This window comes from Maricaulis sp. (genome assembly GCF_048270095.1).
Taxonomy (GTDB): domain Bacteria; phylum Pseudomonadota; class Alphaproteobacteria; order Caulobacterales; family Maricaulaceae; genus Maricaulis.
Genome location: NZ_JBLWTL010000004.1, coordinates 122,878 through 146,358, shown reverse-complemented (window position 1 = coordinate 146,358; position 23,481 = coordinate 122,878). Strand labels below are relative to the sequence as shown.

General features: G+C 62.5%; 32 protein-coding genes. 19 read left to right on the top strand and 13 right to left on the bottom strand.

From position 1 onward, the window contains the following. The first annotated feature begins 20 nt into the window (after positions 1-20). From ACN0YJ_RS04410 to ACN0YJ_RS04380, 7 genes are read left to right on the top strand one after another with little or no spacing between them, the layout of a single operon-like run. Positions 21-1,148: a Re/Si-specific NAD(P)(+) transhydrogenase subunit alpha gene (locus tag ACN0YJ_RS04410; protein WP_417489034.1), complete on the top strand. Its 1,128-nt coding sequence runs from the start codon at positions 21-23 to the stop codon at positions 1,146-1,148. Between the two features lie 8 nt (positions 1,149-1,156). After that, positions 1,157-1,921: a hypothetical protein gene (locus ACN0YJ_RS04405; RefSeq protein ID WP_417478357.1), complete on the top strand. Its 765-nt coding sequence runs from the start codon at positions 1,157-1,159 to the stop codon at positions 1,919-1,921. A 27-nt stretch (positions 1,922-1,948) separates the two neighbouring features. Further along, a complete protein-coding gene (locus tag ACN0YJ_RS04400) occupies positions 1,949-2,272 on the top strand; it encodes an NAD(P) transhydrogenase subunit alpha (RefSeq protein ID WP_417478358.1) in 324 nt (107 codons plus the stop codon). Continuing rightward, complete coding sequence (locus ACN0YJ_RS04395; protein ID WP_417495455.1) at positions 2,269-2,841, top strand: hypothetical protein; 573 nt, start codon at positions 2,269-2,271, stop codon at positions 2,839-2,841. The genes ACN0YJ_RS04400 and ACN0YJ_RS04395 overlap by 4 nt, the downstream gene beginning before the upstream one ends. Before the next feature lie 25 nt (positions 2,842-2,866). After that, positions 2,867-4,273 (top strand): NAD(P)(+) transhydrogenase (Re/Si-specific) subunit beta, encoded by a 1,407-nt coding sequence (locus ACN0YJ_RS04390; protein WP_417489036.1) that lies wholly within the window; start codon positions 2,867-2,869, stop codon positions 4,271-4,273. A gap of 39 nt (positions 4,274-4,312) precedes the next feature. Continuing rightward, entirely contained in the window at positions 4,313-4,747 is a 435-nt protein-coding gene (locus tag ACN0YJ_RS04385) for a DUF3995 domain-containing protein (RefSeq protein ID WP_417478361.1), read from the top strand. 42 nt (positions 4,748-4,789) lie between these two features. Next, positions 4,790-5,077 carry a hypothetical protein gene (locus ACN0YJ_RS04380; protein WP_417478362.1) on the top strand — a complete coding sequence of 96 codons (288 nt, stop codon included), beginning with the start codon at positions 4,790-4,792 and terminating at the stop codon, positions 5,075-5,077. On the opposite strand, the gene ACN0YJ_RS04375 is transcribed toward ACN0YJ_RS04380, so the two are convergent. Beyond that, the gene (locus tag ACN0YJ_RS04375) at positions 5,074-6,360 is read right to left on the bottom strand and encodes a serine hydrolase domain-containing protein (RefSeq protein ID WP_417495454.1); all 1,287 of its coding nucleotides are present in this window, start codon (positions 6,358-6,360) and stop codon (positions 5,074-5,076) included. The genes ACN0YJ_RS04380 and ACN0YJ_RS04375 overlap by 4 nt on opposite strands. A 250-nt stretch (positions 6,361-6,610) precedes the next feature. Here ACN0YJ_RS04375 and ACN0YJ_RS04370 point away from each other — a divergent pair, with 250 nt between their 5' ends. Beyond that, a complete protein-coding gene (locus ACN0YJ_RS04370; RefSeq protein WP_417495453.1) occupies positions 6,611-7,231 on the top strand; it encodes a methyltransferase domain-containing protein in 621 nt (206 codons plus the stop codon). Positions 7,232-7,245: 14 nt separating this feature from the next. On the opposite strand, the gene ACN0YJ_RS04365 is transcribed toward ACN0YJ_RS04370, so the two are convergent. Beyond that, positions 7,246-7,980, bottom strand: coding sequence for a 2OG-Fe(II) oxygenase (locus ACN0YJ_RS04365; protein WP_417495452.1), 735 nt, complete (start codon positions 7,978-7,980; stop codon positions 7,246-7,248). 83 nt (positions 7,981-8,063) lie between these two features. Continuing rightward, positions 8,064-8,384, bottom strand: a complete 321-nt coding sequence (locus ACN0YJ_RS04360) for a TraR/DksA family transcriptional regulator (RefSeq protein WP_417478366.1) — start codon at positions 8,382-8,384, stop codon at positions 8,064-8,066. 187 nt (positions 8,385-8,571) lie between these two features. On the opposite strand from ACN0YJ_RS04360, the gene ACN0YJ_RS04355 reads away from it, so the two are divergent. Continuing rightward, positions 8,572-9,531 (top strand): ABC transporter ATP-binding protein, encoded by a 960-nt coding sequence (locus tag ACN0YJ_RS04355; RefSeq protein ID WP_417495451.1) that lies wholly within the window; start codon positions 8,572-8,574, stop codon positions 9,529-9,531. Next, positions 9,531-10,922, top strand: coding sequence for an ABC transporter permease (locus ACN0YJ_RS04350; RefSeq protein WP_417495450.1), 1,392 nt, complete (start codon positions 9,531-9,533; stop codon positions 10,920-10,922). Before ACN0YJ_RS04355 ends, ACN0YJ_RS04350 begins: the two co-directional genes overlap by 1 nt. 90 nt (positions 10,923-11,012) lie before the next feature. Here ACN0YJ_RS04350 and rpsU read toward each other — a convergent pair whose 3' ends face one another. Further along, on the bottom strand, positions 11,013-11,249 hold the full coding sequence (rpsU, locus tag ACN0YJ_RS04345) for a 30S ribosomal protein S21 (RefSeq protein WP_091768260.1): 237 nt from the start codon (positions 11,247-11,249) through the stop codon (positions 11,013-11,015). Between the two features lie 152 nt (positions 11,250-11,401). Here rpsU and ACN0YJ_RS04340 point away from each other — a divergent pair, with 152 nt between their 5' ends. After that, on the top strand, positions 11,402-12,079 hold the full coding sequence (locus ACN0YJ_RS04340; RefSeq protein WP_417478369.1) for a COQ9 family protein: 678 nt from the start codon (positions 11,402-11,404) through the stop codon (positions 12,077-12,079). Positions 12,080-12,094: 15 nt separating this feature from the next. Here the strand turns inward: ACN0YJ_RS04340 and ACN0YJ_RS04335 are convergent, their stop codons facing one another. The 3 genes from ACN0YJ_RS04335 to purE are packed head-to-tail and all read right to left on the bottom strand — an operon-like array spanning position 12,095 to position 14,545. Next, positions 12,095-12,883 carry a metallophosphoesterase gene (locus ACN0YJ_RS04335; protein ID WP_417495449.1) on the bottom strand — a complete coding sequence of 263 codons (789 nt, stop codon included), beginning with the start codon at positions 12,881-12,883 and terminating at the stop codon, positions 12,095-12,097. Between the two features lie 56 nt (positions 12,884-12,939). Next, positions 12,940-14,025: a 5-(carboxyamino)imidazole ribonucleotide synthase gene (locus ACN0YJ_RS04330; protein ID WP_417495448.1), complete on the bottom strand. Its 1,086-nt coding sequence runs from the start codon at positions 14,023-14,025 to the stop codon at positions 12,940-12,942. Positions 14,026-14,032: 7 nt separating this feature from the next. Then, positions 14,033-14,545, bottom strand: a complete 513-nt coding sequence (purE, locus tag ACN0YJ_RS04325; RefSeq protein ID WP_417489044.1) for a 5-(carboxyamino)imidazole ribonucleotide mutase — start codon at positions 14,543-14,545, stop codon at positions 14,033-14,035. A gap of 131 nt (positions 14,546-14,676) precedes the next feature. On the opposite strand from purE, the gene ACN0YJ_RS04320 reads away from it, so the two are divergent. Beyond that, positions 14,677-15,450, top strand: a complete 774-nt coding sequence (locus ACN0YJ_RS04320; RefSeq protein ID WP_417495447.1) for a GGDEF domain-containing protein — start codon at positions 14,677-14,679, stop codon at positions 15,448-15,450. Positions 15,451-15,484: 34 nt separating this feature from the next. Here the strand turns inward: ACN0YJ_RS04320 and ACN0YJ_RS04315 are convergent, their stop codons facing one another. After that, the gene (locus ACN0YJ_RS04315; RefSeq protein WP_417478374.1) at positions 15,485-15,697 is read right to left on the bottom strand and encodes a YdcH family protein; all 213 of its coding nucleotides are present in this window, start codon (positions 15,695-15,697) and stop codon (positions 15,485-15,487) included. A gap of 157 nt (positions 15,698-15,854) precedes the next feature. After that, the gene (locus tag ACN0YJ_RS04310) at positions 15,855-16,442 is read right to left on the bottom strand and encodes a UbiX family flavin prenyltransferase (protein WP_417478375.1); all 588 of its coding nucleotides are present in this window, start codon (positions 16,440-16,442) and stop codon (positions 15,855-15,857) included. Positions 16,443-16,529: 87 nt separating this feature from the next. Here ACN0YJ_RS04310 and ACN0YJ_RS04305 point away from each other — a divergent pair, with 87 nt between their 5' ends. The 3 genes from ACN0YJ_RS04305 to ACN0YJ_RS04295 all read left to right on the top strand — a co-directional run bounded on the left by ACN0YJ_RS04305 (position 16,530) and on the right by ACN0YJ_RS04295 (position 18,595). Continuing rightward, a complete protein-coding gene (locus tag ACN0YJ_RS04305; RefSeq protein ID WP_417478376.1) occupies positions 16,530-16,718 on the top strand; it encodes a YdcH family protein in 189 nt (62 codons plus the stop codon). A 104-nt stretch (positions 16,719-16,822) separates the two neighbouring features. Continuing rightward, the gene (locus tag ACN0YJ_RS04300) at positions 16,823-17,677 is read left to right on the top strand and encodes a tetratricopeptide repeat protein (RefSeq protein ID WP_417489046.1); all 855 of its coding nucleotides are present in this window, start codon (positions 16,823-16,825) and stop codon (positions 17,675-17,677) included. 108 nt (positions 17,678-17,785) lie between these two features. Then, on the top strand, positions 17,786-18,595 hold the full coding sequence (locus ACN0YJ_RS04295; protein ID WP_091768233.1) for an SDR family NAD(P)-dependent oxidoreductase: 810 nt from the start codon (positions 17,786-17,788) through the stop codon (positions 18,593-18,595). A gap of 65 nt (positions 18,596-18,660) precedes the next feature. Here ACN0YJ_RS04295 and ACN0YJ_RS04290 read toward each other — a convergent pair whose 3' ends face one another. After that, a complete protein-coding gene (locus tag ACN0YJ_RS04290; RefSeq protein WP_417478378.1) occupies positions 18,661-19,347 on the bottom strand; it encodes a DUF1013 domain-containing protein in 687 nt (228 codons plus the stop codon). 151 nt (positions 19,348-19,498) lie between these two features. Then, on the bottom strand, positions 19,499-20,485 hold the full coding sequence (locus ACN0YJ_RS04285) for an NAD(P)H-quinone oxidoreductase (protein WP_417495446.1): 987 nt from the start codon (positions 20,483-20,485) through the stop codon (positions 19,499-19,501). A 71-nt stretch (positions 20,486-20,556) separates the two neighbouring features. Between ACN0YJ_RS04285 and ACN0YJ_RS04280 the strand changes: the two genes are divergently transcribed. Together ACN0YJ_RS04280 and ACN0YJ_RS04275 are read left to right on the top strand one after the other, a co-directional pair. Next, positions 20,557-20,754, top strand: a complete 198-nt coding sequence (locus ACN0YJ_RS04280; RefSeq protein WP_143024058.1) for a DUF1192 domain-containing protein — start codon at positions 20,557-20,559, stop codon at positions 20,752-20,754. A 79-nt stretch (positions 20,755-20,833) separates the two neighbouring features. Continuing rightward, positions 20,834-21,361: a DUF1465 family protein gene (locus tag ACN0YJ_RS04275; RefSeq protein ID WP_417478413.1), complete on the top strand. Its 528-nt coding sequence runs from the start codon at positions 20,834-20,836 to the stop codon at positions 21,359-21,361. Between the two features lie 131 nt (positions 21,362-21,492). Here the strand turns inward: ACN0YJ_RS04275 and rpmE are convergent, their stop codons facing one another. Continuing rightward, positions 21,493-21,711, bottom strand: coding sequence for a 50S ribosomal protein L31 (gene rpmE / locus ACN0YJ_RS04270; protein WP_091768221.1), 219 nt, complete (start codon positions 21,709-21,711; stop codon positions 21,493-21,495). Positions 21,712-21,924: 213 nt separating this feature from the next. On the opposite strand from rpmE, the gene ACN0YJ_RS04265 reads away from it, so the two are divergent. Further along, positions 21,925-22,176 (top strand): type II toxin-antitoxin system CcdA family antitoxin, encoded by a 252-nt coding sequence (locus tag ACN0YJ_RS04265; protein WP_417478380.1) that lies wholly within the window; start codon positions 21,925-21,927, stop codon positions 22,174-22,176. After that, the gene (locus tag ACN0YJ_RS04260) at positions 22,177-22,482 is read left to right on the top strand and encodes a CcdB family protein (protein ID WP_417495445.1); all 306 of its coding nucleotides are present in this window, start codon (positions 22,177-22,179) and stop codon (positions 22,480-22,482) included. 6 nt (positions 22,483-22,488) lie between these two features. On the opposite strand, the gene ACN0YJ_RS04255 is transcribed toward ACN0YJ_RS04260, so the two are convergent. Further along, positions 22,489-23,478 (bottom strand): peptidoglycan-binding protein, encoded by a 990-nt coding sequence (locus ACN0YJ_RS04255; protein ID WP_417495444.1) that lies wholly within the window; start codon positions 23,476-23,478, stop codon positions 22,489-22,491. Between the last annotated feature and the right edge of the window lie 3 nt (positions 23,479-23,481).

Genomic DNA, 23,481 nt, shown 5'->3' with positions numbered 1-23,481 from the left:
ACATCAAGCGGCGGGACACTATGCGAATAGCCATTCTGAAAGAACGACATGCGGGCGAGACACGCGTCGCTGCAACACCCGACACGATCAAGAAATTCACCGCCGCCGGCCATGTCGTCGCGATTGAAAAGGGCGCCGGTCTCACCGCCTCGGTAACCGATGATGCCTATGCGGGCGCCGGTGCCGAAATGGGCACGCTGGCTGCGACCCTGAAGGGCGCCGACGCCCTGTTCTCCGTCCAGATGCCCGATGATGCGACACTGGCCAAACTGCCCAAGGGCATGCTGCTGGTCGCCCATCTCGACCCCTATGGCGCGCAGGCGCGGGCCAAGGCCCTGGCGAAGGCCGGGATTGATGCGCTGGCGATGGAATTCGTGCCGCGCATCAGCCGGGCCCAGGCGATGGATGCGCTCTCCAGCCAGTCCAATCTCGCCGGTTATCGTGCCATTATCGAAGCGGCCCACATCTATGGCCGCGCCTTCCCTATGATGATGACCGCAGCCGGCACAGTCGCCCCCGCCAAGGCTTTCATCATGGGTGCCGGCGTGGCCGGACTACAGGCGATTGCCACGGCACGCCGTCTCGGCGCTGTGGTGTCGGCCACCGATGTCCGCCCGGCCTCGAAGGAACAGGTCGCCTCGCTTGGCGCCAAATTCGTCGCCGTCGAGGATGAGGAATTCAAACAGGCCGAGACCGCCGGCGGCTATGCCAAGCAGATGTCGCCGGAATACCAGGCCAAGCAGGCCGAGCTTGTGGCTGGTCATATTGCCAAGCAGGACATCGTCGTCACCACGGCGCTGATCCCGGGCCGTCCGGCTCCCAAACTGATCACCAAGGCGATGGTGGAAGCGATGAAGCCCGGCTCCGTGATCATCGATCTGGCCGCGCCCAATGGTGGCAATTGCGAGCTGACCAAGGCCGACGAGATCGTCACCCACCAGGGCGTAATGATCGCCGGTTTCTCCAACCTGCCCGGCCGTCTCGCCGCCGACAGCTCGGCGCTCTACGCCAAGAACCTGGCCAATCTCCTGCCGCTTCTGGTCGGCGAGGATGGCAAGCGCGCGCCGCATTGGGATGACGAGATCATCCAGGGCATGGCCCTGACCCGCGATGGCGCGGTGGTGCATCCGAGCCTGGTGAAGGAATAGGATACCTGATGATGACGCCCCGGATTCTGCCTGTCACGGCTGCCTTGATTGCCACGCTCGCGTTCAGCGCAATGGCAAGCGCGCAACTCGTCCCCCGGGCCGAGAATGGCCGCGTCGAACTCCTCGCCTATCCGCCGCAAGGTCTGGAATCTCCGCGTGTCGTCAATCGCGGCGAGACCGTCTGGGTTGAACCCGTACGGCCGCGCTATGCGGTGCGGCTGCTCGAAGATGGCCAGCCCCGCGTCCGGCCCCAGCGTGGCGCGCTGGTACCCGCGGGAAGCCTGCTGTTTGGATTGAGGGTGACCGGTGGGTATGCCTATTGCCCACGGATTGATTACAACGCGCCGGTCACACGGGTGCAATGCTTTCGCGACTTCAATGATGACGGTGTGTTCGACGGCGGCTATCTGACGCGCCACAGTCGCACCAACACGCAATTTCTCGCCAATATCGTGCATGCACTGGATCGCGTTGTACCCATTCCATATGAAGCCGTTGAACCCTCTCAAGCGCTTGAAGCCACGTCACAGGTCGTCTTCGACCGAATGCGCAATGGCGAGCCCAGCTTCACGAAATACCTCGATGACGAGCGTCTGGAGACGCGGTTCACCTGCGAACCCTTGAGCGACCAGCCCGACCTCTGCAATTTGCTGGGCGTGACGCTCCGCATCGAGCCGGTCGGCGATGCCATTCGCATCACGCTGATCGACTCGCCCGAAATCCGCCAACTCAATGTCGTCATGACCAACACCGCCCTGCCAACGCGAAACTAGAGCCCTGAACCGGGGAGGAATAATTTTATGGAAGCCGTAGATCCCGTCATCTTTCGCCTCGCGATCTTTATTCTCGCGATCTTCATCGGCTATTACGTCGTCTGGTCGGTCACGCCCGCCCTGCACACGCCGTTGATGGCTGTCACCAATGCCATCTCCTCGGTGATCATTGTCGGCGCCCTGCTGGCCGCGACCGCGACCGGTGTGTCCGATGATGGCAGCGGCGGGGCCGGCTTCTCGCGCGGCCTCGGCACGCTCGCCATCATCCTCGCCAGCGTCAATATTTTCGGTGGCTTCATGGTCACCCAGCGCATGCTGGCGATGTACAAGAAGAAGGAGCGCAAGGCATGATGAGAGCCCTGTTACTCCTGTCCGTCCTTGCGGTCGGCATTTCGGGCGCCGAGGCGCAGAACCAGCCACAACCCCAAACGCGGACCAATTTGCCGACCTTGCGCAATCCGGCGATGCTGCAACGGCCAGACGCGGAGCAGGATGTCCAGGACGAGGACGACGCGTCGGACGCCCCCACCCTGACCCGGCGGACGCTCGACCTGTATCGTGAAGCCCAGGAAGCCGAGCAGCGCCGCGCCGCCGGTCCCCGGCCCCGTTTTTATGAGGTCGAGTGCCGCGCCGTGACCGAATTGAGCCTTGACGTCACGGATCTGCGGATCACCTGTGATCGCAATGATCCTTATGGGCAGGACTTTTACATTCTTTGGCTCGACGTGACGCCCTTCCCGGCCCACGACGGGGGCAATAACGAGGAACGCCGATGGCGCGCCGAACGCCTCGTCGAAGCGGTGACCATGACCCGCAATGATCCACGCGCGAACCTGACCTTGATGATTGGACCCCTGGAGTTGAACGGTGGCTCAACCGTCCGTGACATCAACGGCTACACGATCCGCTACTCCGACTAACCGCCCCAAACCGCAAGAGAGCGCCATGTCTGCAAATCTCGCCGCACTGCTTTACCTCCTCTCGGGCATTCTCTTCATCCTCGCCTTGCGTGGATTGTCGAGCCCGGAAACCGCCCGTCAGGGCAATTTCTTCGGCATGGCCGGTATGGCGATCGCCATCATCACCTCACTGCTTGCCGCGCGGCTCGACGGCGCCTCGATTGCCTTGATCATTGGCGGCGTGATGGTGGGCGGCGGCATTGGTGCCGTGATCGCGCGGCGCATCTCGATGACGTCCATGCCGCAGCTCGTCGCCGCCTTTCACTCGCTGGTCGGCATGGCCGCCGTGCTGGTGGCCGCTGCGGCCCTGTTTGCGCCGGAAGCCTTCGGCATCGCCGATCCGGTCAGCGGGCATTTGCACAAACTCTCCCTGTTCGAGCTGTCGATCGGCACCGCGATTGGTGCCATCACCTTCTCCGGCTCGGTGATCGCCTTTGCCAAACTCAATGGCAATATGTCCGGCGCGCCGATTCTTCTGCCCCTGCGTCACGCGATCAATATCGCGCTTGGCGTCTTCATCGCCGTCATGATCGCCTTTCTGATGGCCTCGGGCGGCGACGCCAAAATGGCCTTCTGGATGATCGCCCTGGCAGCCTTCGTGCTCGGCGTTACCCTGATCATCCCGATTGGCGGCGCCGACATGCCGGTCGTTGTCTCGATGCTCAATTCCTATTCCGGCTGGGCCGCCGCTGCTCTGGGCTTCACGCTGGAAAACACGGCACTTCTGGTCACCGGCGCCCTCGTGGGTTCGTCGGGTGCCATCCTGTCCTACATCATGTGCAAGGGCATGAATCGGTCCTTCATCTCGGTCATTCTCGGCGGTTTTGGCGATGATGGCAGCGCCGCGGCCGTCGCGGGCCCGCAAGGCAATGCCAAACAGGGGTCGGCGGAAGATGCCGCCTTCGTCCTGAAAAATGCCGGCAAGGTCATCATCGTGCCCGGCTATGGCATGGCGGTCGCCCAGGCCCAGCATGCGCTGAAGGAAATGGCCGACATCCTCAAGGAAGAAGGCGTCGAGGTTTCCTACGCGATCCATCCGGTGGCCGGCCGCATGCCGGGACATATGAATGTCCTGCTGGCTGAAGCCCAGGTGCCCTATGACGAGGTGTTTGAGCTGGAAGACATCAATTCGGCTTTCGCCAATGCCGATGTCGCCTTCGTGATCGGTGCCAATGACGTCACCAATCCCGCCGCCGAGGATGATCCGTCCTCGCCGATCTACGGCATGCCTGTGCTGCAGGTGTGGAAGGCCAAGACCGTCTTCTTCGTCAAACGCTCGCTGGCGTCCGGCTATGCCGGCGTCGAAAACCCGCTCTTCTTCCGCGACAACACCATGATGCTTCTGGGCGATGCCAAGAAAATGGCGGAAGAGATCAACAAGGCGATGGACTAGCATGACCGCGAACACTGCGCGGGTCGCCGGGGCACCGACATGATGCCCGTCCTGGGATGGTCGGTGTTTGCCGTCATGAGCGTGATTGCTGTCCTGCACGCCTATTGGGCCTTTGGCGGTCTATGGCCCGCGGCGACCGAAGCGGACCTGGTCAAGACCGTCATCGGCATCACGCGGTCGCAAACCATGCCACCGGCCCTGCACTCTCTGGCCGTGGCGGTATTGGTGTTTGCCGCGGCCGGCTTCGCCCTGGCCCGCGGGGTTTTCGGCTTCGACTCCGTGATCTTCGTGCGCATTCCACTCGGCACCGTCGCCGTCATCATGCTGGCACGCGGCATCTATGCCTATCTGCCCGGCCTGTTCAGCCGCGCGAGCGAGCCCTTCGCGAGCCTGAATGCGCTCTTCTTCTCGCCCGCTATCGTGCTGTTGGGCGTCGCCTTCGCTGTTCTGGCGCTCGGTCCGACGGCCCGCTAATGGCTTATCTTTCGTTCAGATCGGATGTGGGAGGCTCCCGCCATGTTTGCTGAACTCCTCCTTCTCCCGCTTGGCCCTGTTGCCGACGACTGCACCTGGAACGGCATCCCGCTTCATGGCGAAGTGCAGGTGGTCGAGGGCTTTCCCGATATCCGGGTCCAGATTGTCGAGAGTTTCCCCGATCTCAAGGTCAAGACGGTGACCAGCTTTCCCGATCATTGCGGCGAATGGGAGTTCGTCACCAGCTTTGCCGATTTCACGATCCAGTTCGTCGACAGCTTCCCGGACATCCGCATCAAATACGTGCAAAGCTTTCCCGGCCTGCCCTAGGCGCGGCGGCGCCCGCGCCTGATCATCACAATCAGCAGAATGACGGTCGCCAGGCCAATAACCAGCCAACCGATGACGACCCTTTCCAGCATGGAATCAAGCGCCGTCATGAAGCTGAACGAATCGAGCTGGCCGTTTTGCCAGAACACCCACTCACCGGCGAGCCGGGTCGCGAGCATCGCATCGCCGGTTTCCAGAATGACGATAGCGTCCCGCGTCGCCGGATTATACCGGACCGCTGAATTGATAGCCGGCTCATTGCTGCCATCATGGCCGGCAATGAAATCCCCGACTCCGTCGGGGGCATAAAGCACGGTCCCGAGACCCCAGATCTCGGCCCCCATCTGAAAGGCATGCGGCTGCCGCATCAATTCGATTGTGTCCGGCTGCAGAACCGGCGTCGATGACGCCTCATTGCCGGAATTGCTGGACAGGTGGAACAGGACGAAGGCGACCATATCCGCCGTCGACGCGTTCAGTGCCGTCGGGGCCAGCCCGGAAAACCGGTAGCGCACGGCAGGCTCACCCGCCGCATCATAGATCTCGGCCCGGTTCACGCCGCCATCCTCTGGATCCAGATAGCTGGAATCATGCATGGCCAGTGGCTGAAAGACGGCCCCCTGCATATAGGTCTCGAAAGACTCGCCGGTGACGTCCTCGACGATGAGTTGCAGCAGGCTGTAGCCGCCGCCGGAATACTCGAACTGCTCGCCCGGGGTCATGCCAACGCGCACCCGGCCATCGGCACCGGGTGATGCGTCGGAGGCCTGGCTGAGCGCGTCGGGCAGGCTCTGAACCGTCGTGCCCGGCCGGAAGCCGCCATATCCAAGCCCGTCCGTCAGGCCGGCTGTATGGCTCAGCAGCAGCCTGACTGTCACCTGCTCATTATCGAAACCGCTCTCGGGCAATTGCCAGCTTTGAAGATAGGTCGACACCGGCGCGTCAAGATCGATACGGCCGTCCTCGACAAGCGCCATAATCCCGACCGCAGACACCCATTTGCTCAGCGAGGCGGTCTGGAAACTGGTGTGCCGGTCAATGGGCTCGCCCGGGGATGTGTAATATTCGCCAACCAATTGCCCGTCTTCGACCAGGGCGAATGCGAAATTGCCGGGATGGACGCCCTCGACCTCGTCCACCACCGCTTGCACAAACGCCTCCGCATCCCCGACGGGCGCGATGGCGGTGCGGCCCCAGCCAGAGAACGCGGCGGCGAAGACAAGAACGGCCCAGGCAGCCAGAGCCGCTATAGCGGCAAGAGCAAGAAGACCATATCGAAGCATGAGAACCTCACTCTGCGCGACCGCGCACCAAGCCAGGCGCGCTTCGATTGGTAGACACGAACCGATTTTGCCGGTCAACCCGGGGTGGAGCGGGAATGGCGCCCTGCAAGTCCCGGTCGACTAAAGGCAGATGGCCGGGGCGCACTGTCAATGGCATCGCAATGCATGGTGATCGGCCAGTCATCGACCATTTCCCGAAAATCAAGATCAAATACGTGGAGCGTTTCCCCCGCCTGCCCTAGGCTGGGGTATGAGCTTCTATCACGAACACGTCCTGCCGCACGTCATCGGCTTCGCCTGCGGCCAGCCGCAGATCATGAAGAAACGTTCCCAGATCGTGCCCCTGGCGACAGGCCGCGTGCTGGAGGTCGGCTTCGGCGCCGGTCCCAACCTCTCCTTCTACGACCCGGCCAAAGTCTCCCACCTCTATGCGCTTGAGCCCTCGCAGGGCATGCGGCGCAAGGCCGCCGACGCGATTGCCGCCTGTCCGGTTTCGGTCGAACTGATCGATCTGCCCGGCGAGGAAGTCCCGCTTGAGGACGCGTCCGTCGACACCGTGGTTCTGACCTATACGCTGTGCACCATTCCCGATGCCGAGGCGGCACTGGCCCAGATGCGCCGCGTGCTCAAGCCCGGCGGCAAGCTCTTGTTCTCCGAGCATGGCGGCGCGCCCGATGCCGGGATCGCGAAATGGCAAAGACGCATTGAGCCGGTCTGGAAACCGCTGGCCGGCGGCTGCCACCTCACCCGCCATCCCGACACGATGATGCAGGCGGCCGGTTTCGGGATTGAAAAGCTGGAGGCAATGTATCTGCCCAAGAGCCCGAAATTCGCCTCGTTCAATTATGCCGGTATCGCCGTGAAGGCCTGATCCCGGCGACAGGCTTACATGTCGATACCCGGATCCTCGCCCGAGCGCAGCCAGCCGGTGATCGCCAGTCGCGGCGTGGTGACATAACTGGCGACCATCGAGACGGCATGCGGCTGCGGCACCTTGAACAGCGACAGCGTGTTCATGCGCGGCACGTAGGCGGCTTCGACATTGCCGTCCGGATCGTAGAATTGCAGTTGCCCGCCCCAATCACCCTGCCAGCCGGAGCTCAGACCGAGCACAAAAGCCGCGACGCGGTTCTTGCCGGCGACACCATCATCATGCCGGGTCAGAAAGTGGCCGCCGCGGTAACAGGTCAATTGCCCGTCGGCGAAACTGATTTCCGGCGCGTCGAGCACATCGCGCATCGCGCCCAGGAAAGTCTCGCCATTGAGGAAGGCAAACAGTCTGGCCAGCACCGGGGCCTCGCCCTCGAGAATGCCGGCATGGGCCTTGTCGTAGAGCGGATAGGTCTCGTAGAGATATTGAAAACCGGCCCGCGCCGCCATCGCCACCCGCTCGTCAAACTCGGCACGCTGGTCGGCCGGCAGAGCGCGCATCGCGGCGGCATCGAGATTGAGATGTTTCTCCGCCAGCCGCGTCACCAGCAGCCATTTGGAGACATCCGAGATCGCGGCTGTGAGCTGTCGCAGGGCTTTGGCCGTCAGCAGGCCGGAAATCCGCGCCCGGCCAGCATCGCGCAAACCGGTCCGGGCCGGCTCAAGGTCAAGCTTGTCGGACAATTGCATGGGCGGGTTCAACACGTCAGCGCCGGATCATAACACCCGGCGAGGCTAGGTTTCGCACATGGCCGCCGAGCCTGGCAACCGGATCAGGCGCAACCCGCGCACCGTGCCGCAGCCAGGTCAATCTCCAGCCGTTTCGGGTCAATCGCCTCGCCGCACTCGACACACCAGCCGTACTCATCTTCATCGACCCGTTTCAAGGCCGCCTCGATGCGTCGGATTTCCTGGATTCGGCGGACATCAGAGGCGCGGGCCATGGCCTGGACCTGCATCGAGTCCAGCCGCGAAAGCCGGCCAATGGATTGCTGGTCGAGCTCGACCGGTTCACGGTCTTCGGTCGATGCCTGCGACAGGGCCAGCAGCTCGGCCTTCAGGGCCAGGAGGCTCGCGCGGGGGTCTTGCGCCATAAGATCTCACTTGCCGTCATCATCGCCGGGCGGGCGATAGCGCAGAAGCGGCAATATAGCGCCTTATGGCAGGACAAGCGCGGTCTTGCGGCAGTCCTGTGGCAAACGGGGGGATAGCGACCTGCTCAATACCGGTAGCTTGGCACGACCGGTCTGCCTAGACTTGCCCCTCACTCTTGGGGGTCTCATGTCCGAAATTATTTTGTCGCTCGACGGCGTCTCGAAAACATTCAGCGGCAAGCCTGCCGTCCGCGATCTGAGCTTTTCCGTCAAGCGCGGCGAGATCACAGGCTTCCTCGGCCCGAACGGCGCCGGCAAGTCGACCAGCCTGCGTATGGCGCTCGGTATTCTCACCCCGGATGCCGGTAAGGTCAGCCTGTTTGGCGGCCGACCGCGCGCCAGCGCACTGGAGCGCGTCGGATTTTTGCCTGAAGAACGAGGTATTTACCGCAAGATGAAAGTGATCGACGTGATCATTTTCTTTGCCCGGCTGAAAGGCGTCACGCCGGTCGATGCCCGCCGCCGCGGCCTCGCCATGCTGGAAGAATTCGGCCTCGCCGATGTCGCCGACAGCAAGGTGAAGACCCTCTCCAAGGGCATGGCCCAGAAGATTCAGATCATCTCGACCCTGATCCATGATCCCGAATTCATCATTCTCGACGAACCCTTTTCCGGTCTCGACCCGGTCAACCAAAAGGCGCTGGAGCAAATCGTCCGCGCCCGCGCCGAAGCCGGCGCCACCATCCTTTTCTCAACCCATGTAATGGAACATGCCGAACGCCTGTGCGACCAGATCGTTCTTGTCGCAAAGGGCCGCAAAGTATTTAACGGCAATGTCGAGGCCGCCCTGGCCATGATCCCGCGCCGCGTTATTCTCGAGACCGTTTCAGAGCATGACCTGACACAGACTTTCGCGCCGCTCGGCGAGGTCGTGCAGGAAGCCGGTGCTGCCGATGGCGCCCGGCGCTGGGTGATTGATCTGGGCCCCGGCATCGATGCCCAGGACGTGCTCAAGGCCTGTGTCGACGGCAATATCCGCCTGCTGCGCTTCGAGCCGGCCCGCGCCCATCTACACGATGCCTTCGTCCATCTGGTTGAAACCAATAGCCAGTTCTCAAACGAAACGCTTGCCGGGGAGGCCGTCTGATGCGCGCTATCTATCTCATCGCCCGCCGCGAATATCTCTCCTATGTCGCCACCTGGGGCTTCTGGCTCTCACTCGCCTCCATGCCGATGTTCATGGCGCTGGGCTTTGGCTTGCCAATCCTGATCGAAAGCTCACAACCCACCCGCTATTACGCCCTGATCGACGAGTCGGGCGGCGCGCTTGAGGCCGCCATCGAGAGCCAGCGCTCGGCGGCGAGGGCAGCCCGGGCTGAAGCGACCCGCGAAGCCACCGCAGAGCTTCTGGGCGACAATCCTGCCATTGCAGCAGCGGTCGCCGACGCACCGGAACCGGCAGAGAAATATATCCGCGTCTATCCCGAGGCGACCGATCTCGAAACCCTGCGCCCCTATCTTCTGGGCGAACAGACCGTCGAGACCAGCGATGGGCCACATCCCCTGTTCGCCGCCATCTATCTGCGCCAGGGCGCGGGCGGGGCGATCGAGATCGAATACTGGAGTACCAATCTGACGGACGGCGAATTGCGGTCGGATATCCGCCGCACACTGCGCGAACACATGCAACTCAATCGCTTGCTCGAGAGTGGCGTTTCGCCCGACCTGGTCGCCGCAGCAGGCGAGTTGACCCCGACTGTTCGGGAACTCAATCCCGAGCGCAGCGCCGAGGCGGCTGAAGTGACTACGGCGGAACGCTTGCCGATCATCGTCTCCATCGCCGTCGCCTTCGGGCTGTGGATCGTGATCTTCTCCGTCGTCAACATGCTGCTCACCGCGATGATCGAGGAAAAGGGCAATAAAGTGCTCGAAATGATGCTCGCCTCATCGCGCCATCATGAAATCCTCACTGGCAAGCTGTTGGGCGTCGCCCTCGTCTCGACCACGCTATTGCTGGTCTGGGGTGGATTGGCGGCAACGGTCGGGCTGGGGCTGCAGCAAATGCCATTCGCAGCCGAGCTCCCCCTGGGCGAAATCATGGCCGCGGTGCTCGACCCGTCCCTGGTCTTCCCCGCCATTGGTTATTTCATCATCGGCTATTTGATGTATGGCGCGATCTTCCTGGCTATCGGCTCGCTGTGCGAGACGCTGCAGGATGCCCAGACCCTGATGAGCCCGATGATGCTGATCATGATGGTGCCGCTCTTCCTGGTGATGGTGGCGGCCGATGCACCCGATTCGCCGATCATAGTCATCGCCAGCTGGGTGCCGCTGTGGACCCCCTTCATCATGCTGGCACGCCTGCCGCAGGACCCGGCCCTGTTCGATGTCATCGGCACAACTGTGGTGATGATCGTCACCGCCGCTGCGGTGATCTGGGGTGCCGGCGTGATGTTCCGAATGGGCGCGCTCAACCAGGCCAATCAGGACACGGTGAAGGGCTGGTTCCGCCTCGGCGGCAAGCGCAAGCCGGGCTGAGGCCGCAGCGCACGGAAATCAGAACGAAAGAAAACGGCGCGTCCCTTGGGGGCGCGGCGTTTTCCGGAATTCTACAGGCTCTGGCGAACCCTAGCGACGAACGGTGCCACCACGGACGGCAACAAGGCCTTCGCGCTGTGCCCGCTTGCGGGCGAGCTTGCGCGCACGGCGAATGGCTTCAGCCTTCTGGCGAGCCTTCTTCTCCGACGGCTTCTCGTAATGATTCCGACGCTTCATTTCACGGAAGGTACCCTCCCGTTGCATTTTTTTCTTCAGCGCGCGGAGCGCTTGCTCCACATTATTATCGCGCACAACGATCTGAACGATGGCTCTCTCTCCATTTTGCTGGACGCGAGGGCCACCCCCACGTCGCTAGTTTGCCAGAGGCGCGGCTGATACCAGAGCCGCGAAGCTGAGTCTACTCTGTCAGCGCACTCGCACCAGGTGACGCCGCGAGCCCAGTCCGGTACATATGGCACATGATCGACACTGAAACCGCCCCGCGCACTCACACAGAGACCGTCCGCACTCAGTTGCTGGAAGCTGCACTGGCTCACGCCGCCTTCGATGGCTGGTCTTCCTCGACCTTCAAAAAGGCCTGTGATGAGGCAGGTTTGTCGACCGGCGATGCCCGCAATGCCTGCCCTGGTGGGGATCTCGAGCTGATCGGCTTCTGGTCACGCCAGCTGGATCGCCAGGCCGGGCGCACAATCGTCAAGGCCGAGCTGGCCAGGATGAAAATTCGCGAACGCGTGACGTTCGGCGTGTTGTGCCGGCTGGAGGCCATCGCACCGCACGAGGAAGCCGCCCGGCGAGCCCGGGCGCGGCTTCTATTGCCGGATGCAGCGGGTCAGGCCCCGCAATTATTATGGGCGACAGCCGACACGATCTGGCGCGCGATCGGCGACACTTCGACCGATGCCAATTTCTACTCCAAGCGGGCGATTCTCTCCGGCGTCTTCGGCACCACCCTGTCGAGCTGGCTCAATGAGGACAGCGCTGACAAGCCGCAGGCACGCGAATTCCTTGATCGCCGGATCCAGAATGTGATGGATTTCGAGAAGACCAAGGGCCAGGTCCTCAAATTGACGGCGGACTTGCCTGATATTGGCGGCCTGCTCGGCCGGATGCGCTACGGGCCCGGCCCGCGCAGCTAGCCCGCGTCAAAGCCGCTAGCGCGGCCGCAGGGAGGCGTAGTAGGTCTCGAGCGCCTCGACCGTCACCAATTTGCGTTCCGGCCAGCGCAGGGCCGTCAGTTGGCCGCCAAACACACATCCAGTGTCGATGCAGATCGTCCGGTTGACCCAGACGGCCTCATTGACCGCCATGTGGCCGTAAACGACATGCGCGTCGCCGGCGTAATCCTGCGCCCAGTCGAGCCGGACCGGCAGGCCGTATTCATCCTGCTCGCCCGTCGTCGCGCCGTACAGCGCGAAACCGCGCGCCTTGCCGCCGCTTTGATAGTGCATGTCTTCGACGAGCCCGGCATGGGCGACAATCAGCGCGCCATCATCGAGCACATGATGATGCGCGAGCTGGTCGAGAAATTCATGCACAGTCTCGCGAAACCCGTCCGGCTGGGTCTGGAACTGGGTGATCGTATCGCCCAGCCCATGTGAAACCTTGACGTCACGGCCGAGAAGCCAGCGCCGCAACTTGTCATCATGATTGCCGCTGACGCACAACGCCCGCCCGGCCTCGACCATCGACATCACCAGACGCAGCACGTCCGGCGAGCGGGGGCCGCGATCAACCAGATCGCCTAGGAAGACGGCACGGCGGCCCTGCGGGTGGGAGATCTCGTAGTCGCGCAAGCCTGCACGCCCCGAATGCTCAATCGAATAACCAAGCTTGCCGAGCAGGAGTTCCAGCTCACCGGCACAGCCATGCACATCGCCGACAATGTCGAACGGACCGCGATCATGGCGGCGATCAAAGTGAAGGGTATTTTGGGGCAGCATCTACGCACCAAGTAAGGTCAGCGGGGAGCGAGAGCAAGGTCCGGCGGGTGGCCAGGCTAGCCTGGCAGCGTCCCCAGCCGGTTCACATGGCCCATCTTGCGGCCCTTGCGGGCCTTGCGCTTGCCATAGAGATGCAGCCGCACGTGCGGGTCTGCCGCCATCGCTTCCCAGTCATCAACATCATGCCCGATCAGATTGGTCATCACCGCCGAGGAGTGCGGCGCCGGATCGCCGAGCGGCCAGCCTGCTACGGCACGAATATGCTGCTCAAACTGGTCGCAGCCGCAAGCGTCCATCGTCCAGTGGCCGGTATTGTGGACGCGCGGTGCGATCTCGTTGACCAGCAGCGTGCCGTCGCCCAGATCGAACAGCTCGACCGCAAACACGCCGACATGCGCCATGCCATCGCCCAGCGCCGTCGCGATCTCGAGCGCCCTTGCCTGCAGCGCCGCATCGACCCCCGGTGCCGGGGCGGTGCTCTGTTTCAATATGCCATCGCCATGCACATTTTCCGCCAGGGGCCAGGCCTTCACCACACCATCAACCGAGCGCGCCGCAACGACGGACAGTTCGCGCTCAAAGGCGGCCGCACCCTCGAGAATCGCGGGCTGTTCGCCGATGGCTTCCCAGGCCGCAGCCGCATCCTCAGGCGTGCGGATCCAGGCCTGGCCCTTGCCATCATAGCCAAAGCGGCGGGTTTTGAGCACGGCAGGCAGTCCGGTCACCGCCATCGCGGCCGGCAGGTCGGCCAGGCCATCGACGGCCGCAAAGGCTACGGTGGCGACGCCGGCTCCATTGATAAAGCGTTTTTCGGTGATGCGGTCCTGGGTCAGTTCCAGCGACCGCGCGCCGGGTTGAAGACGCGATGTGGCCGCCGCGACTGCGACGGCCGCGACAGGAATATTCTCGAATTCATAGGTGATGGCATCGCAGCGATCCGCGAAGGCTTCCACCGCACCGGCATCCGCCCAGGGCGCAGCCCAGGACCGCGCCGCAACCCGCGCGGCCGGGCAATCCGGCTCGGGATCGAAAATATGCATGTCGAAACCCAGCCGGGCCCCCGCAATCGCCAGCATGCGGCCAAGCTGGCCACCGCCGAGAATACCGATGACAGAGCCAGGCGCGAGCGGGCGTTTACTCATTGCGGGTTCAATCCTCGACCGATTCCGCGACGCTGTCCGTCTGCGCCTGTCGCCAGGTCGACAGCGCGGCCTCGATCTTCGGGTCGGAGAGCGAAAGAATGGAGGCGGCCAGCAGGCCGGCATTCTTGGCCCCGGCATCGCCGATAGCCAGCGTACCGACGGGAATGCCGCCCGGCATCTGGACGATGGAGAGCAAGCTGTCCTGGCCGTTCAGCGCCTTGGACTTGATCGGCACGCCAAGCACGGGAAGGCTTGTCATCGATGCGACCATGCCCGGCAGGTGTGCGGCCCCGCCGGCACCGGCAATGATCACCTTGATGCCCCGGCCACGCGCCGCTTTCGCAAACGCGACCATTCGGTCGGGCGTACGATGGGCCGAGACGACACGGGTTTCATAACCGACCCCCAACTCGTCCAGAATGTCGGCGGTTTTCCGCATGGTCGGCCAATCGGACCGCGACCCCATGATGATCGAGACGTCGACGGGATGAGCCGGAGAAATCGGCGAAAAATCGCTCATAATGCTTCCTGCGTGTGAAAAGGAAGCGCGGGACCATAGCTTTCAGCAGCCACAGGTCAAGATGGCCCGTCGCGCAAGCGGGTTTCTTTTCATTTTTGAGGGTTTCTTAACCACACTTGGCGAGCCTTGGCATGAAGAGAATCGCCCAGGACGCTCCCATGCGCATCGGACCCACAAATACGACGCGAAACGTCGCGCGTGCCGGCAAGACCGGCGCGGCCAAGAGCACCGGCTCGGCAAGTGCGGCCGAAGCTCCGCGCGATGCCGCCTCGATCATGGGTGTGCCGGAAGCTGAGCTGACCCCCAATGTCCAGCGTGCCCTGCTGTCACTGATGGGCGAGGTGGATCAGCTGCGCAAGGATACCGAACGCCTGCGTGGCCGGGTCCGCGAGCTGGAATCACTCGCCGACCATGATGTGCTGCTGCCCGTGCTCAACCGGCGCGCTTTCCTGCGCGAAGTCAGCCGGGCGCTCGCCTTGGCGGAACGGCATAATGCGCCATCGGCCCTGCTCTATCTCGATCTGAACGGGTTCAAGGACATCAATGACACCTACGGGCATGCCGCTGGCGATGCCGCGCTACATCATGTCGCAGCCCAGCTGACAGCCCATGTGCGCGAGACCGATGCCGTTGGCCGCCTCGGCGGCGATGAATTCGGCGTTGTTCTGACCCTGACCGGGCCGGCCGGCGCGGATACCAAAGCCCGTGAGCTCGTGGAGATCATCGAGACCATTCCCTTCGTGCATGGCGGCAAGGACTTGCATGTCGGTGTCGCCTGGGGCGCCCATCCGCTTGAGGCCGGTCACGATGCCGCCGAGGCGATGGCAGAGGCCGACGCGGTCATGTATGCCCGCAAGCAGGATCAGAAACGCCATCTCGAAGCGGCCGCACGCAAGAAGGCCTGAGACCGGTCCCGGGTCGCCGGGAATCAAGGCAGCGTCAGGCGATTATATCGGGTGTGAGCTGATCATTCAGCGCCGCGAGACTATCCTTGATCCGCAGCTTTTCCTTTTTCAGGCGCGCCAGTTTGAGCTGATCCACGACACCGTTTTCAGCCAGCGCGTCGACCTCGTTGTTCAACGCCATATGCTCATCACGCATCAATGAAATGCGTGAGCGCAATTCCTGCTGATCCAAGATTTCTCCGTCCATTTCAGTACGGTCTCATTTCTGGCCGAGACGGCCGTGCGGATCCTGCGGAGGCTGAAAGCGTCCCTCGGCACCCGTCGCGCCGATGCTGGCATGATACCGCTTTTTGTCTCGCAAAGAAATCACCAAGTCTGTGGACCGGCGACAAGCCTGCGGCCCGTCAGCGGCGCCCGCCTTCGAGATCCTCACCCCAGCGGCGCGTCGGCGTCCAGTCGAGATCGAACAGGTCCAGTGCCCGCCCGACCGATTGATCAATCAGATCATCAATGGTTTCCGGCTTCGCATAAAAAGCCGGCATGGGCGGACAGATTATGGCCCCCATCTCGGTCAGGCTTGTCATGGTCCGCAAATGGCCGAGATGCAAAGGTGTCTCGCGCAACATCAGGACCAGGCGCCGCCGCTCCTTGAGGACCACGTCAGCGGCACGCGTGAGCAAGCTCGACGTCACACCGGACGCGATCTCCGACATGGTGCGTACCGAACACGGGGCGATCAGCATGCCGCGGGTCAGGAAAGAACCCGAGGCGATGGGCGCGCCGACATCGGGCATTTTATAGACATGGTCAGCGCCGGCGCGAAAATCGGGAATCGACAGACCGGTTTCATAGCGCAGCGTCATTTCGGCGGCCTTCGAGGCGACCATGTGAGTCTCGACACCGAGTGCACGCAGGGCCTCCAGCGCGCGAATGCCATAAATGATCCCTGAGGCCCCGGAGACCCCGACAATCAGGCGGTCTGACTTCACCATCTTCTAACCCCGAAACGTTTCGTGAGTAGACATAGCGCCGGAACGTGTTTCAATCCATTCATCCACTTCACCAGAGGAGTTTAATCCATGCCAATCGCAGCCCGCATTCGTGAGCTCGACGCCCGTCACACGCGTCTGGACGCCCAAATCGACGAGGTTAGCCATCACCCGTCGGCGGATTCGCTTGAGGTCGCCCGGATGAAGAAGGAGAAGCTTCGACTCAAGGAACAAATAGAGGCCCTGCGAACGGGCGAGCTGAAAACGCTCGCCGGATAGTGAAATTCATGGGGGCGGCTTTCGGGCCGCCCCTTTTACGTTGTAGACTGAGTGCGTTTTGGACGAGGACGCAAGAGATTGCGGTCAATGAATCGGAGATCGAAATGCGTGTCCTAATCGTGACCGCTTGCGCCTTGTGGCTTGCCTGTCCGGCTTTCGCTGCAGCCCAGAAGCCTGCCGACACCTGCCTTGATGGCCGAGCGGCCATGGATGCCGGTGAAAGCGCCCAGGCTGCCAACTTGCTCCTGCAATGCCTGGCGACCAGCGAACAGGAACCGGAGGCCGAGGTTCAGACCTACGCCGCCCTTGGCGCTGCCTATCTCGCCGAGGAGGCCTTCGAGGACGCCCTGTCTGCCTATAATATGGCCTTCGCGATCGCCGATACCCAGCAGGCCGCGATCGCCAATCCGGGCCTGTGGCGCAATCGCGGCATTGCCCGGGCCGAGCTCGGGCAGCTCGATGCCGCCCTCTCCGACCTTCAACATGCGGCACTGGAAATGCCGGATGATGTGCTGACCTATCTGAATATGGGCTTCGTCTACCAGCAGATGGAGCGTCATGCCGACGCCGTGGTCTCCTATGACCGGATTGTCCAGCTCGAGCCGGAATGGATGGGTGCCTGGCTCAACAGGTCGAGCGCCCTGCTCGACGCAGGCATGACCTCGGCCGCGGTTGCCGATGCCCGCCAGGCCGTTGAGCTGGATCCCACCAATGGTTCGAGCCTGAACATGCTGTGCTGGACCCTGATCCAGGACGGGCGTGCCGACACCGCCCTGCCTCTGTGCGAGGAGGCTGTCGCGATCGAGCCGGATACCGGTGCGATCGTCCACTCCCATGCAACCGCCCTGGAAGCAGTCGGCCGTCTAGACGAGGCGCTGGCGCTCTACCGCCGCGCCCATCAACTCGATCCCGATGACCCGGAAATTGCCGCTGACTTCGAGCGCACCCGACATCCCTGAACACCGCTCCGCCCACGCTTGCCGCTGAATTGCCTAACGCATCAGCGTATGCGAGGGGAGACAATTGGAAGGCGCGCTATGCGCCGGATTTACAGGAAGGTTTTTCCCATGGCCTCTGGCGATCGCGTTGCAATCATTACCGGCGGTGCGAATGGCATCGGCAAGGCTTGTGCCCGCCGTCTGAGCGAGGATGGATGCCGTGTGGTTATCGCCGATATCGACACGGCAGCCGGAACGGCACTGGCCAGCGAACTGGGCGGCGAGCGTGGCCGGGCGCTGTTCGTACCCTGCGATGTGTCAGACCGCCTCTCGGTCAGCAATCTTCTGGCGGAAACGCGATCCGCCTTCGACCGGCTCGACATTCTGGTCAATAATGCGGGCATCGTCGCGCGCGGCGATATCCTCGAATTGTCGGAAGCCGATTTTGACCGCGTCATCGGTGTCAATCTGCGCGGCGCCTTCCTGGTCGCCCGGGCTTGCGCCAAACAGATGGTCGAGCAAATCGAGGACAGCAGCGAACGCGCCGACGATGCCCGGCGTCGCTATGCGATTATCAACATGTCCTCGGTCAACGGGATTATGGCGATCCCCGACCAGCTGGCCTATTGCACCAGCAAGGGCGCACTGAACCAGCTGACCAAGTCGATGGCGCTGGCCCTGGCCAAATACGGAATTCGCGTCAATGCAATCGGGCCCGGCAGCATCAATACCGATGTGCTCAAGGCGGTGAATGACGACAAGGCGGCGATGGACAAAATGCTGTCGCGCACGCCCATGCACCGGATCGGTGACCCGGACGAAATCGCCTCGGTCGCCTCATTCCTCGCCTCAAAGGATTCGAGCTATATCACCGGCACGACGATCTATGCCGATGGTGGCCGCCTGGCGCTCAACTACATCGTCCCGACTGACCAGTAGCGTATTCGGGACCGGTATGGGTGACGGGTGATTGACCTGCCACCGACATGCCGGTCCCGATGACGCTATTCTTCGTCTTCTTCGGTATTCTTCTTCGACGGGCTGCCGAACAGGGTTTCGAGATTGATCTCGCTATTGGCGCGCTCGTCGGCTTCGGGAACCAGCTGCTCTCTCGGCTTCAGCGTATCGGCCAGCAATTCCGGATTGTCTTCCTCGATTTTGCGGCGGCGCGACGAGGCCTTCTTGACCTGTTCGTCGAGATCAATCTGGCTGCACAGGCCGAGCGAGACCGGGTCGGTCGGCTTGATGCTGCTGGAATTCCAGTGCGTCCGGTCACGCACCGCAGCGATCGTCGTCTTGGTCGTGCCGACCAGTTTCGAGATCTGCGGGTCGGACAATTCCGGGTGATTGCGGACAAGCCAGGCAATCGCGTCAGGACGGTTCTGACGGCGCGATAGCGGCGTGTAACGCGGACCGCGGCGCTTGGCCGGCTGATGCAGGTCGGAGTATTTCGGCTGCACCGGTGTCATGCGGAATGTTGACTTGCCCTCGGCCTTGGCGATTTCCTCACGGGTCAATTGCCCGTTGGAGATCGGATCGGCACCACGCACACCAACAGCAACATCGCCATCGGCAATACCTTTGACTTCCAGTGGATGCAGGCCGCAGAAATCCGCGATCTGGTCAAAGGTCAGCGAGGTGTTGTCAACGAGCCAGACCGCCGTGGCTTTCGGCATCAGGATCTCGGTCATGTCTTGCTCCTTCGGAGAAATAAAAAAAGCCCGACGCGGTGCCGGGCTTGGGCTTCCGACGCTAGCGGTCTGAGTATCAGTCCAGCCAAGCGATTTGCCGCCTCTATATCGCAGCGCGCCCGGTCTGCAAAGCGGATATCGCTTCCTTGGATCAGGGCAACAGCAAAATCTTGCCGGAATGCGTTCCCGAATCGAGCCGCTCGTGGGCGGAACGGACATCGGCGAGGGCGAAGCGGGTATCGATTACCGGCCGCAGCGTCCCGGCTTCCAGCCACGGCCAGACGGTCTTGCGCAGTGCGGCGGCAAGCCTGGCTTTCTCCGCGACGGGCCGTGCCCGCAGTGTCGAGCCGGTGAGTGTCAGGCGTTTGAGCATGACCCGCATCATGTCCAGCTCGACCCGGCTGCCCTGGAGAAAGGCAATCGAAACCAGGCGGGCACCGGGACGGGCCAGATTGACGTTCTTCTGCACATAACTGCCGCCCACCATGTCGAGCACAAGATCAGCCCCGCCGGCCTTGGTCACGATCGCCTCGAAGTCCTCGGTGCGGTAATTGATCGCGCGATCGGCCCCGAGCTGACGGCACAAATCGCACTTTTCGTCAGTACCGGCGGTGGTGAAGACCCGGGCTCCCGCAGCCTTGGCCATCTGGATCGCCGTCGTCCCGATCCCGCTCGACCCGCCATGAATCAGGATTGTTTCACCTTGCAACAATGCGCCAATCTCGAACACATTCGCCCAGACGGTGAAAACCGTTTCGGGTAATCCCGCGGCCTCGACCAGATCAAGGCCGGCCGGGACGGGCAGAACCGAGCCGGCCGGGGCGACCACATGATCGCTATAGCCACCGCCAGCGACCAGGGCGCAGACCGGCTCGCCCAGGGCGAAACCCGACACCCCGTCACCCAAAGCCTCCACATGTCCGGAGACTTCCAGACCGAGGCCTTCAGGAGCGCCGGGCGGTGCGGGGTAGAAACCCATCCGTTCAATCTGGTCAGGCCGGTTAACGCCGCACGCGGCGGCCCGGATCAGAATATCACCGGGTCCGGCCTGCGGCATGGGCCGCGTTTCGATGCGCAAAACTTCAGGCCCGCCAGGCGGATTGGCCGTGACGATGCGATTTGTACGGGTGCCAGGCATGGGCGTTTTCCACTCTTCGGGTTATGCTGTGAAGCACGGATTGCGGTGTCAGGATTTTGATGGAGGTCAACATGTTCCATGACGATGAGACGGTCGCAAGTAGCCTCAAGCCCGAAGCCATCATCCCCGGTGCCGATTTGAGCGCACTCTCCCTCTCGGATCTCGCCGAGCGGCGGGTATTGCTGGAAACCGAAATCCAGCGAATCGACGCCATTACTGAGAAAAAGCGGGCCGGACTGAGCGCGGCAGACGCCGTCTTCAAGATTTGATCAACCAATTGGGTCACTCTGGCCCGAGCTTTGCTACGAATCGCCAGAAGCTGACGATAGACGGACAACTGGACGAATGATGACCGATAGCCAGACCCCTACCCTTTTCCCGGCCGGTTCCGCACCGGCAGCCCGGGCCATGGACTTCTGCAAATCCGAGATGTTCGGCAAGCTCTTCCGCGAGGGCATGGACCTGGTCGAAGAGACAGCGAGCTATCTCGACGGCGCTGGCCGCGATGATGCCAAATCCCTCAACCGGGCGGGTGCACTCTCCTATGCGACGGAGAGCATGAAGCTGACGACACGGCTGATGCAGGCCGCCTCCTGGCTCCTCGCGCAGCGCGCTGTCGCCGAGGGCGAGATGACGGCCGAAGACGCCACCGACGGCAAATACCGCCTCGGCAGCGACCGGCCGACCGAGCAATTATGGCCCGAAGGCGAGACCCCGCCCGCCATCCTGACCAATCTGGTCGAACGCTCACGCTCGCTGTATGCGCGTCTCAAGCGGATTGATGACAATCTCTACGCCGATGGCATGCCGGAAACTGAGAGCAATCCGGTCGCGGACCATATGGAAAGACTGCGCGGCGCCTTCAGCCAGGCCTGATCGCCAAACCGTTTCGCAAAAGGCCCTCCGAAACCATTCGGGGGGCCTTTTGCATTTCGGGGTGGCAGACAGAGAAAGGGCGCGATCCGGTGAGGATCGCGCCCGTTTCAATCAGGTCGTTACGAAAAGCCTCAAGCGAAGCCTTTGAACTTGTCCTTGAAGCGCGAGACACGGCCGGCGCGGTCAAGCAGGTGTGCATTGCCGCCGGTCCAGGCCGGGTGCGAGGTCGGATCGATATCGAGATTGATCGTGTCGCCTTCCTTGCCATAGGTGGACTTGGTCTGGAAGGTCGTCCCATTGGTCATCACGACATTGATGATGTGATACTCGGGATGGATATCTTGTTTCATCGGTCCGGCTTTCTTCTCTCGCTGTGCCACGCCAACTCGCGTGACGCACACAGCTGATATCTCTCAGGAGCGGGGCTGATACCTGAAGACGCGACGCGAGGCAAGCGAGCGAATGAGTCGGTCCGGTCAGCGTTTTGCCACCATCGGCCGGAATTCTGGACATGCGCATACTTTATACGTACGATCCTGCGCGAGCTGAAGGATGCGCATCCGATGAAATACGCCCCCCCCACCAATCGCCAACGGGTCAACCTGACTGTACGTGAGGACGTCATGTCAGAAGCCCAGGCTCTCGGAATCAACATTTCACGTGCCGCCGAAGTCGGGATCGAAGCGGCCCTGAAGGCCGAGCAATCCCGACGCTGGCTTGAAGAGAATGCCGAAGCCATCAGGGCTCATAATGAGCGGGTTGAACGCGAAGGCATGGCCCTCCCCACTCCGTGGTGGGCGGAGGAAGAAGCCTAGGTGGCCCGCTTCGACCTCTATCGGGTCAGCAGCCGTCGAATTCCGCTGATGGTGGATGTTCAGGCTGAAATTCTTGGCGATCTGGCCAGCCGTGTCGTCATCCCGCTACGTATCTTCGAGCAGGCCGACGAGTCGCCGCTCCCGAGACTGAAACCGGTCCTGATGATTGGCGACCAGAACTACCTGCTCCTGACAACCGATATGGGCGCACAACCGGTCCATTGGCTCGGCAAGCCAGTCGGAAATATCAAGGAGTATCGCGACGAGATCACTTCGGCGATGGACTTCCTGTTCCAGGGGTTCTGAGAGCCCCTAGCGCGAGGTCAGCTTCAATTCGATCCGGCGATTGGCCGCATTGTCCGCGGCCGTGCGGCCAGACACCAGCGGATGGAATTCCCCGAAGCCGGCCGCGACCAGACGTTCCGGCGGCACACCCAGCTGTTCCATCCATTGCACCACCGAAATCGCCCGCGCAGCCGACAAGTGCCAGTTGGACGGATAGGTGGTGCGGATCGGCACCGGGTCGGTATGGCCATCAATGCGGATCACCCATTCCAGATCGGCGGGGATTTCCGTGGTCAGCTGGATGATCGCATCGGCGATCGGACGCAGGCTCTCGCGGCCCTCATTCGACAGGGCGGCCGAGCCGGACGGGAAGAGCACATCGGTCTCGAATACGAAGCGGTCACCGACAATGCGCACGCCGGTACGATTGCCGAGAATGGCGCGCAGACGACCGAAGAAATCGGAGCGGTAGACGGCCAGTTCGGCGGCGCGCTCGGCGAGGGCGGCGTTGAGGCGTTCGCCCAGATTGATCACCTGGACTTCGGCCTCCTCGGCACGTTGTTCCGAAGCCTCCAGCGCGGCATTGAGGGTCGCGATCTGATCGCGCAGGACCTGCATCTGCTGGTTCAGCAGCGCCAGCGCCCGCATCGATTCCGACGACATTTCGCGTTCAGCCTCGAGCTCGGCGCTGAGCGACTCCGCCTGGCCATAGGCCATCGCCAGCGCCCCGTTCAGGGCATCGCGTTCATCGACCAGCCCGATGATGCGCACTTCCAGCTCGGCATTCTCATCGCGCGCCAGATCGAGCTCATTGGCAAGCTGGGAGAGCTGCGCATTGAGGTCAGCCAATTGCTGGTCACGCCCGGTCAGAGCGCGGCTGAGGGCAAATTGCCCGGCCACGAAGATCGACAGCAGAAACACGATGACCAGCAGCAGCGTCGCCAGCGCGTCGACGAAGCCGGGCCAGTGATCGCCATTATCAGCCTCCTGGAAACGCGAGAAACGCGGCGACGCCATGAC

Bases quoted from the DNA above. Each gene is read 5' to 3' on its own strand.
- ACN0YJ_RS04405 (WP_417478357.1), top strand. From the start codon at position 1,157: ATGATGACGCCCCGGATTCTGCCTGTCACGGCTGCCTTGATTGCCACG.
- ACN0YJ_RS04255 (WP_417495444.1), bottom strand. From the start codon at position 23,478: ATGGCGTCGCCGCGTTTCTCGCGTTTCCAGGAGGCTGATAATGGCGAT.
- ACN0YJ_RS04265 (WP_417478380.1), top strand. From the start codon at position 21,925: ATGAAATACGCCCCCCCCACCAATCGCCAACGGGTCAACCTGACTGTA.
- ACN0YJ_RS04380 (WP_417478362.1), top strand. From the start codon at position 4,790: ATGTTTGCTGAACTCCTCCTTCTCCCGCTTGGCCCTGTTGCCGACGAC.
- ACN0YJ_RS04330 (WP_417495448.1), bottom strand. From the start codon at position 14,025: ATGAGTAAACGCCCGCTCGCGCCTGGCTCTGTCATCGGTATTCTCGGC.
- ACN0YJ_RS04355 (WP_417495451.1), top strand. From the start codon at position 8,572: ATGTCCGAAATTATTTTGTCGCTCGACGGCGTCTCGAAAACATTCAGC.
- ACN0YJ_RS04305 (WP_417478376.1), top strand. From the start codon at position 16,530: ATGCCAATCGCAGCCCGCATTCGTGAGCTCGACGCCCGTCACACGCGT.
- ACN0YJ_RS04350 (WP_417495450.1), top strand. From the start codon at position 9,531: ATGCGCGCTATCTATCTCATCGCCCGCCGCGAATATCTCTCCTATGTC.
- ACN0YJ_RS04365 (WP_417495452.1), bottom strand. From the start codon at position 7,980: ATGCAATTGTCCGACAAGCTTGACCTTGAGCCGGCCCGGACCGGTTTG.
- ACN0YJ_RS04300 (WP_417489046.1), top strand. From the start codon at position 16,823: ATGCGTGTCCTAATCGTGACCGCTTGCGCCTTGTGGCTTGCCTGTCCG.
- ACN0YJ_RS04335 (WP_417495449.1), bottom strand. From the start codon at position 12,883: ATGCTGCCCCAAAATACCCTTCACTTTGATCGCCGCCATGATCGCGGT.
- ACN0YJ_RS04360 (WP_417478366.1), bottom strand. From the start codon at position 8,384: ATGGCGCAAGACCCCCGCGCGAGCCTCCTGGCCCTGAAGGCCGAGCTG.
- ACN0YJ_RS04290 (WP_417478378.1), bottom strand. From the start codon at position 19,347: ATGACCGAGATCCTGATGCCGAAAGCCACGGCGGTCTGGCTCGTTGAC.
- ACN0YJ_RS04370 (WP_417495453.1), top strand. From the start codon at position 6,611: ATGAGCTTCTATCACGAACACGTCCTGCCGCACGTCATCGGCTTCGCC.
- purE (WP_417489044.1), bottom strand. From the start codon at position 14,545: ATGAGCGATTTTTCGCCGATTTCTCCGGCTCATCCCGTCGACGTCTCG.
- ACN0YJ_RS04280 (WP_143024058.1), top strand. From the start codon at position 20,557: ATGTTCCATGACGATGAGACGGTCGCAAGTAGCCTCAAGCCCGAAGCC.
- ACN0YJ_RS04275 (WP_417478413.1), top strand. From the start codon at position 20,834: ATGACCGATAGCCAGACCCCTACCCTTTTCCCGGCCGGTTCCGCACCG.
- ACN0YJ_RS04320 (WP_417495447.1), top strand. From the start codon at position 14,677: ATGAAGAGAATCGCCCAGGACGCTCCCATGCGCATCGGACCCACAAAT.
- ACN0YJ_RS04400 (WP_417478358.1), top strand. From the start codon at position 1,949: ATGGAAGCCGTAGATCCCGTCATCTTTCGCCTCGCGATCTTTATTCTC.
- ACN0YJ_RS04385 (WP_417478361.1), top strand. From the start codon at position 4,313: ATGATGCCCGTCCTGGGATGGTCGGTGTTTGCCGTCATGAGCGTGATT.
- ACN0YJ_RS04395 (WP_417495455.1), top strand. From the start codon at position 2,269: ATGATGAGAGCCCTGTTACTCCTGTCCGTCCTTGCGGTCGGCATTTCG.
- ACN0YJ_RS04390 (WP_417489036.1), top strand. From the start codon at position 2,867: ATGTCTGCAAATCTCGCCGCACTGCTTTACCTCCTCTCGGGCATTCTC.
- ACN0YJ_RS04310 (WP_417478375.1), bottom strand. From the start codon at position 16,442: ATGGTGAAGTCAGACCGCCTGATTGTCGGGGTCTCCGGGGCCTCAGGG.
- rpmE (WP_091768221.1), bottom strand. From the start codon at position 21,711: ATGAAACAAGATATCCATCCCGAGTATCACATCATCAATGTCGTGATG.
- ACN0YJ_RS04315 (WP_417478374.1), bottom strand. From the start codon at position 15,697: ATGGACGGAGAAATCTTGGATCAGCAGGAATTGCGCTCACGCATTTCA.
- ACN0YJ_RS04340 (WP_417478369.1), top strand. From the start codon at position 11,402: ATGATCGACACTGAAACCGCCCCGCGCACTCACACAGAGACCGTCCGC.
- ACN0YJ_RS04285 (WP_417495446.1), bottom strand. From the start codon at position 20,485: ATGCCTGGCACCCGTACAAATCGCATCGTCACGGCCAATCCGCCTGGC.
- ACN0YJ_RS04375 (WP_417495454.1), bottom strand. From the start codon at position 6,360: ATGCTTCGATATGGTCTTCTTGCTCTTGCCGCTATAGCGGCTCTGGCT.
- ACN0YJ_RS04295 (WP_091768233.1), top strand. From the start codon at position 17,786: ATGGCCTCTGGCGATCGCGTTGCAATCATTACCGGCGGTGCGAATGGC.
- ACN0YJ_RS04410 (WP_417489034.1), top strand. From the start codon at position 21: ATGCGAATAGCCATTCTGAAAGAACGACATGCGGGCGAGACACGCGTC.